Genomic DNA, 1,358 nt, shown 5'->3' on the forward strand with positions numbered 1-1,358 from the left:
ATTAAGTGGTTCTCTAGATTGGAATAAGTGGCTCTATTTTGTCGGATTAGATGGCTCCGCCACTTTGGAATATTCACAGGTGATACTTCTATGGGGCTTGAAGAACGAGTTACTTATGCTGTCAGTCAAGGCGCAAATGTTTTTATCAGTATTCATTTAAATGCTTTAAATGGAGTTGGTCGTGGAGCTGAAGTATATTATCCTAATTCAAATTATCGCCCTGAGCTAGGAACAGAAGGTGAAATTCTAGCACAACAAGTTTTAAATCAATTGGTTGCTTTAGGAATTTCTAATCGAGGAATTCATATTAGAAATATTGATGATGGCGATGATCCAAAATATAATTATCCCGACGGTTCGAGAGGTGATTACTATGGTGTTATTCGTCATGCCAAAAAACAAGGGATTGCCGGAATTATCATTGAGCATTGTTTTGGAGATAATTATGCAGATTATAATGCTTATTTAAATGGTGAAGATAAATTACAAAGACTTGGTATTGCAGATGCTAATGGGATTGCAAATGCATATAATTTACAGAAAATAAGTAGAGATGAGATTAATGATTTTGCAAAAGAAAATAAAGATGTAATAAAAGACGGAGTATATGAGATTCAATCGAATTTAAATAATAATTATGTATTAGATATACAAAATGGTTCTTCGTATGATGGTGCTAACGTACAGATATATGAATCAAACGATTCAACTGCACAGTTTTGGCAAATTAGTCATGACAGTATTGGATATGTAACGATAAAGAATTTAAGAACCAATAAAGTTTTGGATTCTGCAGGAGGCAAAGCCAATAACGGGACTAATATTCAGTCCTATTCATCGAATGGATCATATGCCCAAAAGTGGATTATAGAAAAAAACGAGGATGGATATGTAATATATTCAGCAGTTAATCCGATTTATTGTTTAGATGTTTCTGGGGGAAATGTTGTAAATGGATCTAATGTACAACTTTATATGTCAAATAAAACAGATGCACAAAAATGGAAATTTGTAACACCAGAATTCTATGAATCATTTTTAGATGTTACATTACATAATTGGTTCTACGAATCTGTAAAATATGTCTATGACAATGGACTGATGACAGGATTGAACGAAACGACCTTTGGACCATATGAAAGCCTAGCCAGAGCACAGTTTGCTGTTATCCTTCACAGGATGAATGGCTCACCGGATATCGAATATACAAACAAGTTCCCAGATGTAGCCGATAATCAGTGGTATACGGATGCGATCCTATGGGCCAATGAAGCCGGTGTCGTAGGCGGATATACCGATACAGGAAAGTTTGGTCCTGGAGACAATATCAACCGAGAACAGATGGCCGTGATGATGTA

The 1,358-nt window shown here is 35.4% G+C and carries 1 protein-coding gene; it reads left to right on the forward strand.

Features of this window, described 5'->3' with window-relative positions:
- Positions 1 to 90 precede the first annotated feature (90 nt).
- Positions 91 to 1,358: RICIN domain-containing protein (locus tag PND65_RS09600; protein ID WP_271992507.1), on the forward strand; the 1,268-nt coding region annotated here is incomplete at its 3' end.

This window comes from Faecalitalea cylindroides (genome assembly GCF_028321995.1).
Taxonomy (GTDB): domain Bacteria; phylum Bacillota_I; class Bacilli_A; order Erysipelotrichales; family Erysipelotrichaceae; genus Faecalitalea; species Faecalitalea cylindroides.